This window comes from Kitasatospora sp. NPDC097605, assembly GCF_040302725.1.
GTDB lineage: Bacteria > Actinomycetota > Actinomycetes > Streptomycetales > Streptomycetaceae > Kitasatospora.
This window is the reverse complement of the sequence record NZ_JBEOSF010000043.1, coordinates 73,185-79,815: the sequence shown is the minus strand read 5'-3', so window position 1 is coordinate 79,815 and position 6,631 is coordinate 73,185. Positions and strand designations below refer to the sequence as shown.

Genomic DNA, 6,631 nt, shown 5'->3' with positions numbered 1-6,631 from the left:
GGGAGCGGGAGACCGCGCTCACCCTGCAGCGCAGTCTGCTGCCGCAGGAGATCCACCGCACGGTGACTTCCCACTCCGGTCCCGGACCGGGCACGGCACTCGGTTCAAGTCCTAGCGGTGCCAGTTGCTCCAGTTCCCGTGCTCGTCGCGCTCCTTGTACCAGCTGCGGCCGTCCGTACCGCGCACCTTCAGCTGCAGGTGGTCGCCGTCGTGGTCACTGATGACGGCGTCGGACGTGACCACGCCGCCCAGCGAGACCACAGGGCTCTTGCCGGTCCGCGGGTCCATCCAGGTGGTCCAGATCGCGTGGTCCGGGCCGACGAAGAACGACTGGTGGGTGCCGTCGTCGAAGTGGTCCACGGGGGCGCCGAAGCCGTACCCCCCGCCGCAGAGGAACGTCGTGCCGGACCAGCCGATCCAGGGCTCGGCCGTGGCCGTCGGCTTCTTGCACAGGTCGTTCACCACGCTGTCCACCCGCGCGGCCTGGGCGGTGCCCGTCGTGGCGACGGCGGCCCCCGCCGGCGCTTCCTTGATCGTTTCCGGGCTGCCCGAGGGCACGTCACCACCTGCCGGCGGGTAACGGCCGTAGAGCCAGGTCAGGATGCCCGGTCGACCTTCCGTCACTGCCCTCGGCGGCGGGCGTCGACCTCGATCTCGATCCGCATCGCCGGGTCCGCCAGCCCGCACACCAGCATCGTGGCCGCCGGGCGGACCTCCCCGAAGGCGCGGCGCAGCACCGGCCAGCAGGGCTCGAAGTCCTCGCGCTCCGGCAGCAGGTAGCGGACGCGGACGACGTCGGCGAAGGTGCAGCCGGCCTCCGCCAGGGCCGCGCCGATGTTGCGCAGGCACTGTTCGGCCTGCTCCACCACGTCGTCGGAGATGGTCATGGCGGTGTAGTCGTAGCCGGTCGTGCCGGAGACGTGGACGCGGTCGCCGTCCACGACGGCGCGGGCGTAGCCGATCCGCTCCTCGAAGGTCGAACCGCTGAGGATGGCGCGTCGCTCTGTCATGCCCCGCACGCTAGGCGGGCTGCGGTGATACGTCTAATACGTGAAGGACCATCGCCTGATATCTCTTGGGATATGGACCGCCCCGAACTCCCGCTCCCCCAGGTGCACGCCTTCGCCGTCCTCGCCGAGGAGCTGCACTTCGGTCGCGCCGCAGCCCGCCTCGGTATCGCGCAGCCCCCGCTGAGCCAGCAGATAGCCCGGCTGGAGACGAAGGTCGGCCACCCGCTGTTCGTGCGCGAGCCGGGGCGGGTCGCGCTCACCCCGGCCGGGCGGGCGCTGCTGCCGGCGGCGCGGCGGGCGCTCGCCGACCTCGCGGACGGGCTGGCCGCCGCCCGGGCCGTGGGCGACGGGCGGGCGGGGCGGCTGCGGATCGGGTTCTCGGCCTCGCTCGCGCTGACCGTCCTGCCCGGGCTGCTCGGCACCTTCCGCGAGCGCTGGCCGGACGTGGAGCTGGACCTGCGCGAGATGACCACCGCCCCGCAGCTCGCCGCCCTGCGGGAGCGGACGATCGACGTCGGGCTGCTGCGCGAGCCCCCGGACGACGACGGGGCGGGGCCACTCGCCTTCCGCACCGTGCTCACCGAGCGGTTCGTCGCCGTGCTCCCGGCGGATCACCGGCTCGCGGCCCAACGGGTCGTGGACATCACCGAGTTGGCGGAGTCTCCGTTCGTGCTGCTCCCCCGCCCGGCCGGGCCCCGGCTGTACGACCGGATCACGGAACTGTGCGGCACCGCCGGCTTCGCGCCGCGGATCGTGCAGCACGCGGTGGAGTGGCAGACGGTCTGCGCGCTCGTCGGCGCGGGGCTCGGTGTCTCGCTCGCCCCGGCGAGCATCCGGCGCCTCCGTCTCCGGGAGGTCGCCTTCCGCCCCGTCGAACCCCGCACGGCCCGCACCCGGGTCGCCGCCGCCTGGCGACGGGAGGACCGGAGCCCCTTGGTGGCCAACCTGCTCGCAGCCCTCTAGAAACAGTGCCTGTACGAACGGTATGGTGACGACCAACCAGCCGAGGCAGCAGCCCGGTTGGCGGGCACACCATCCCTTGGGGGAAAACCTTAAGAAGCCCGGCATTCTCGCCGCCCTGGCCCTGGCCCTCGTGGCCACCTTCGGCCCCGTCGCCACCGCCCAGGCGGCGCCGGCCCCGAACGGGTCCGCCGGCGCCGGTGCGGCGGCCATCGCCGATGTCACCACGCGTGCCGTCACCGGCGGCACGCCCAGTGCCGCCGGTGACGGCTGCACGACCCCGCTCCCGTTGGGCGCGCCCACCGTCATCAGGCTGTGCGGCACCGTCGTCCATGGTTGGCAGTGGCCGGACGGCCGGAACGAGTGGGTGGCCGTCGGTTCGGACCGGCAGGTCTGGCACACCTTCCAGTCCAGCGCGGGCGGATCCTGGTCCAGCTGGGCCGTCTTCGGCTCCGCCAGCGGCGTCCTGGACGGCGTCGTCGGCTCCGTCACCAACGGCATCCCCCTCGTGGGGGTGCTCGGCAGTGACGGCTACGCCTGGTGCAACACCATCGGCGCCAACGGCATGTGGACGGACTGGCAGCACTGCTGACCGTAGCCGGTGAGCCGGGCGGGACCTGGGACGATCAGCGGTGCCAGTTGCTCCAGTTCCCGCCCTTGTCACGCTCCTTGTACCAGCTCTTGCCGTCCGTGCCGCGGACCTTCAGCTGCAGGTAGTTGCCGTCGTGGGCGCTGATGGTGGCGTCGGAGGTGACCACGCCGCCCAGCGAGACCACGGGGCTGGCGCCGCCGGTCGGCGGCATCCAGGTGGTCCAGATCGCGTGGTCCGCGCCGACGAAGAAGGACTGGCGGGTGCCGTCGTCGAAGTTGTACAGGGGGATGTTGAAGCCGTACCCGCCGCCGCAGAGGAACTTCGCACCGGGCCAGCCGATCCAGGGCTCGGCCGTGGTCGCCGGCTTGTTGCACATGTAGTTCACCAGGGTGTCCACCTGGGCGGCCTGGGCGGTGCCCGCCGTCCCGGCGACGGTCCCCACCAACGTGGCGGCGACCACGGCCGACGACGCGACGGCCTTCCCGAACCTCTTCTTGATCCCCATGACCCGCTCCTCCGGACAACGGACCGGCGTGGTGCAGGCCCTCACCGCCCAGCCTCACGCGGCCGCGACGCCCCGTCACCCCCGCCGAGTGGATCATGGTCGCGCGGCCGGCCCGGAGTGCCCCGTCGGCCGCCCGAGGTCTGCCCGGACGCGCGGCGGGCGCCCGCGTCAGACGGCGACCGGGACCTCCTCGATCCAGCAGTCGACTCTCCCGCGCGGCGATCACGGCTCGGGCCTCCTCGGCGTCGGCCCTGGTCAGGAAGACGCCCGCGCCGCTGATGCGGGGCCCGTCGCGGCGGACCGCCCGCGGAGGCGGGGGTCCAGCCGCTCGGAGAACTCGGCGAGGACGTTGAGGCTCGACCAGTCCTTGCGGTAGGCGGCCATGTCGAAGACCGGGGCCGGGGCCGACCGGGCGAGGCCAGGGGCGTTCAGGTGGCTGATGTCCTGCTTCTCGTCGTGCTTGTCGGCGTCGTTGCTGTGCGAGTAGAAGTCCTCGATCACGTGCCAGGAGCGGCCCAGGCCGTCGAGGACCTCGCACTTCTTGTAGTCCGGCCCCTCGTCGAGCCGGCACTCCCGGGCGGCGACCTGCGCCTGCACCGGCGCTCCGGCCGCGTCCACGATGCCGTCGGCGGCCGAGACGGCCCGGACGAAGTTGGTGTACGCGTACTGCGCGCAGTTCTGGAGCTCGCGGAAGGCGCGCGTCCGGGAGCGCGGGTACGCCGCGCCGCCGTTGTCGGCGTCGGTCAGGTGGTCGGCGTTGTCGCAGTGCGCCCTGGAGTCGTCCCCCCAGGGCTTCTTGTCGCTGACGTTGACCGCGCGGGTGACCTGGGCGCGGGCGACCTCGGCGAACTCGACGGCGTCCAGCGTCACCTTGGTGTGGTTGGCCGTGACGAAGGCCCGTGCCGGGGAGGCGGTGGCCAGGAGGTGCAGCAGGAGGCAGCCGACGGTCGCGGGGCCGAGCAGCCGGGCGGGGAGGCGGTGTCGCGGGGTGTCCATGGGCGGCTCCAGTGGAACCCCGCTCCCGCGCCCGCGGCGGTGCGGGCGCGGCCGATCGACGGAACCTCCCGGCCGGGCTCCGCTCGAACGGGCGACTCGGCGTCGGGCCCGGCCGGTCGGGGTGACCGGCCGGGGCCCGGGTGGTGCGGGGGTCAGGACAGGTAGCCCTTGGAGGCGAGGTTCTCGCCGATCTCGTCGTAGACGGCGGGGTCGTCGGGAGTGATCGCGGCGAGGCCGTCGACGTAGCGGTTGTACATGCAGAAGGCGGCAGCGATCAGCACGGTGTCGTGGACGGCCTCGTCGTCGGCGCCCGCCGCGCGGGCGGCGGCGATGTGCTCCTCGGTGACGGCCAGGCCGCTGATCTGGACGTGGCCCGCGAGCTCCAGCAGCGCGCGCAGCTTCTCGCTCACCGGTGCGGTCGCCAGGTCGCGCTTGACGGCGTCGACCACGGTGTAGTCGCCTCCGCTCAGCGTGTGCGCGGCGGCCGCGCTGTGCGAACCGGTGCAGTAGCGGGTCTCGTTGCGGGAGGAGACGTACGCGGCGATCAGCTCGCGCTCGCCCACGGTGAGCGGGGACTCGCCGCGGAGCAGTTGCTCCGCGAGCTGACCGAGTGCGCGCCCCGAGGAGGGCTTGGTGGCCATCAGCCCCCGGATGCCGGGTCGCTGGTGCGGGACGTCGATGTGCGGCATGCGAATCGGCCTCCGTGGCAGGTGACTTGTGGGACCACGATACGGTCGTGCGGCCCTTGTCGAACCGGTTCAACAACAACTGGGCAATCTGGAGGCCCTGGACCTAACGCGACGGGACCAGGCGGGGGACGAGGCGGACGTAGGCGACCATGCCGAGCACCTCGACCAGGGTCTGCGTGACGACCACGGACGCCGCCACGGCGAGGGTGTCGGGCAGGGCGAGGGCGAGCGGCAGGACGACCAGGGAGTTGCGGGTCGCGCCGGTGAAGACGATCGCGCGGGAGGCGCCGGTGCCGAGCCGCAAGAGGCGGGCGACGGCCTTGCCGGCGAACGCCATCACCAGCAGGAACAGCACGTAGAACGGGATCACCCCGGCGACGTCGCCGAGGCTGTCCCCCAGCTTGGGGACCTGGGAGGCGACGACGGTCAGCAGGGTCGCGGCCATCAGCGGCACCATCGTGGTGGTCGCGGCGGCCGCGACCCGGCGGCCGGACGGGCCGCGGGCGGCCCAGGCCTGGAGCAGCCAGGCGAGGGCGAGCGGGATGACGATCAGGGTGAGGAAGGCCTGGACGAACGGGCCGGCCTCGACGATGTCGGACAGCTCCGAGCCCATGAAGAGGTAGAGGAACACCGGGAGCAGCAGCATCTGCGCCACCAGCAGCAGCGGGGTGGCGGCGAGCAGGCGGTGGTTGGAGCCGCCGGCCAGGCCGGAGAAGACGATGACGTAGTCCACGCACGGGCAGAGCAGCACCAGCAGCACGCCGATGCGGACGGCCTGGTCGTCGGGCAGGAAGGTGAACATCGCGGCCACCACGAGGGGGACGACGGCGAAGTTCACGGTCAGGGCGGCGGTCAGGAAGCGGGTGTCGCGCAGCGAGCGCAGCAGTTCGGCGGCCGGGACCTGGAGGAAGGTGACGAAGAGCAGGGCGCCGAGCACGGGGTTGATGGCGTGCTCCAGGCCGGGGCCGGCGCCCGGGGCCAGCCGTCCCAGCAGTCCGCCGAGCGCCATCGCGGCGAGGTAGACCGCCACTTGGTGCTGTTCCATCCGCTCGACCAGGCCTCCGCCGCTGCTTCTGCCGCCGCTGCTGCTCTGCGGTTCCTGCTGTGTCACTCCCACTGCTCCCTCTCGCTCGGCGGCACCGGGCCGCCGCGGTGGCGGGCCGGCATCCATCCTCGCAGGTCAGGCGGGTGGCGTCGGGCGGGTCAGGAGCCGTCCTCGCAGGAGGCCTTGCGGCGCTTGTCGAACTCCTTGGCGGTGAGCAGCTTGTAGTCCCAGTCCCAGCCGCCGGCCGCCCACTTGTCGGCGGGCAGGGCGAGCAGCACGTCGCCGGGGACGGTCACGGTGAGGGTGCGGTCGCGGGCGACCTCGACGGTGTAGCGCTTGTCGGCGGCGACGCGGCCGGGGAGTTGGCCGTAGGACATCCAGCCGGGCGGGAGGTCGCCGAGGTCGACGGTGTCGGTGAGGGAGCGGCCCTCGTGCGGGCGGACCTCCAGCTTCTCGGAGCCGGGGAAGACCTTGACCCGGACGGCGTGCAGGCGCTCGTCGTGGCACATGCCGGTGCGGACGACGAGCTTGCCGCCCTCCAGGCGGACGGCGATCAGCTCGTCCTGCTTGGGCTGCGGGCCGCCGCACCCGACCACCGCCGCCACGCCCACCACCACGGCCACCACCGTCCCCGCCCCGCGCCGCCGCACCCCGTGCCTCCTCCGATCCGACCTGAACGGACCGATCCTGCCCCACCGGGCTCTGCCGCCGTGCAGAGGGGAGGGAGGTGGGGCGCACGGGGGCGCGCGGAAGGGGCAGGAGGGGGCGCCAGGCGCCGCAGGCCAGGGCGAGAGGGACGCCGGGCGCCGGGGGTGGTTGGGGGTGATGGGCCCG

At 73.2% G+C, this 6,631-nt stretch carries 9 protein-coding genes; 2 read left to right on the top strand and 7 right to left on the bottom strand.

Going from position 1 to position 6,631, the window contains the following annotated elements:
• Positions 1-111: 111 nt before the first annotated feature.
• Complete coding sequence (locus ABTX81_RS33495) at positions 112-558, bottom strand: DUF8189 domain-containing protein (protein ID WP_350553529.1); 447 nt, start codon at positions 556-558, stop codon at positions 112-114.
• Between the two features lie 62 nt (positions 559-620).
• Positions 621-1,010 carry a RidA family protein gene (locus ABTX81_RS33490; protein WP_350553527.1) on the bottom strand — a complete coding sequence of 130 codons (390 nt, stop codon included), beginning with the start codon at positions 1,008-1,010 and terminating at the stop codon, positions 621-623.
• A gap of 72 nt (positions 1,011-1,082) precedes the next feature.
• Between ABTX81_RS33490 and ABTX81_RS33485 the strand changes: the two genes are divergently transcribed.
• Positions 1,083-1,973, top strand: coding sequence for a LysR family transcriptional regulator (locus tag ABTX81_RS33485; protein WP_350553525.1), 891 nt, complete (start codon positions 1,083-1,085; stop codon positions 1,971-1,973).
• Positions 1,974-2,049: 76 nt separating this feature from the next.
• Positions 2,050-2,562, top strand: coding sequence for a hypothetical protein (locus tag ABTX81_RS33480; protein WP_350553523.1), 513 nt, complete (start codon positions 2,050-2,052; stop codon positions 2,560-2,562).
• 34 nt (positions 2,563-2,596) lie between these two features.
• Here ABTX81_RS33480 and ABTX81_RS33475 read toward each other — a convergent pair whose 3' ends face one another.
• The 5 genes from ABTX81_RS33475 to ABTX81_RS33455 form a co-directional block, all read right to left on the bottom strand.
• A complete protein-coding gene (locus ABTX81_RS33475; protein WP_350553521.1) occupies positions 2,597-3,067 on the bottom strand; it encodes a DUF8189 domain-containing protein in 471 nt (156 codons plus the stop codon).
• 255 nt (positions 3,068-3,322) lie between these two features.
• A complete protein-coding gene (locus ABTX81_RS33470) occupies positions 3,323-4,063 on the bottom strand; it encodes a hypothetical protein (RefSeq protein ID WP_350553519.1) in 741 nt (246 codons plus the stop codon).
• Between the two features lie 152 nt (positions 4,064-4,215).
• Positions 4,216-4,752 (bottom strand): carboxymuconolactone decarboxylase family protein, encoded by a 537-nt coding sequence (locus ABTX81_RS33465; RefSeq protein ID WP_350553517.1) that lies wholly within the window; start codon positions 4,750-4,752, stop codon positions 4,216-4,218.
• A gap of 103 nt (positions 4,753-4,855) precedes the next feature.
• Positions 4,856-5,797 carry an arsenic resistance protein gene (locus tag ABTX81_RS33460; RefSeq protein WP_350553539.1) on the bottom strand — a complete coding sequence of 314 codons (942 nt, stop codon included), beginning with the start codon at positions 5,795-5,797 and terminating at the stop codon, positions 4,856-4,858.
• A 158-nt stretch (positions 5,798-5,955) separates the two neighbouring features.
• Complete coding sequence (locus ABTX81_RS33455) at positions 5,956-6,447, bottom strand: hypothetical protein (RefSeq protein ID WP_350553515.1); 492 nt, start codon at positions 6,445-6,447, stop codon at positions 5,956-5,958.
• Positions 6,448-6,631: the final 184 nt, after the last annotated feature.

Coding starts and splice junctions, on each gene's coding strand:
- ABTX81_RS33490 (WP_350553527.1), bottom strand. CDS start 1,010: ATGACAGAGCGACGCGCCATCCTCAGCGGTTCGACCTTCGAGGAGCGG.
- ABTX81_RS33485 (WP_350553525.1), top strand. CDS start 1,083: ATGGACCGCCCCGAACTCCCGCTCCCCCAGGTGCACGCCTTCGCCGTC.
- ABTX81_RS33475 (WP_350553521.1), bottom strand. CDS start 3,067: ATGGGGATCAAGAAGAGGTTCGGGAAGGCCGTCGCGTCGTCGGCCGTG.
- ABTX81_RS33470 (WP_350553519.1), bottom strand. CDS start 4,063: ATGGACACCCCGCGACACCGCCTCCCCGCCCGGCTGCTCGGCCCCGCG.
- ABTX81_RS33465 (WP_350553517.1), bottom strand. CDS start 4,752: ATGCCGCACATCGACGTCCCGCACCAGCGACCCGGCATCCGGGGGCTG.
- ABTX81_RS33460 (WP_350553539.1), bottom strand. CDS start 5,797: ATGGAACAGCACCAAGTGGCGGTCTACCTCGCCGCGATGGCGCTCGGC.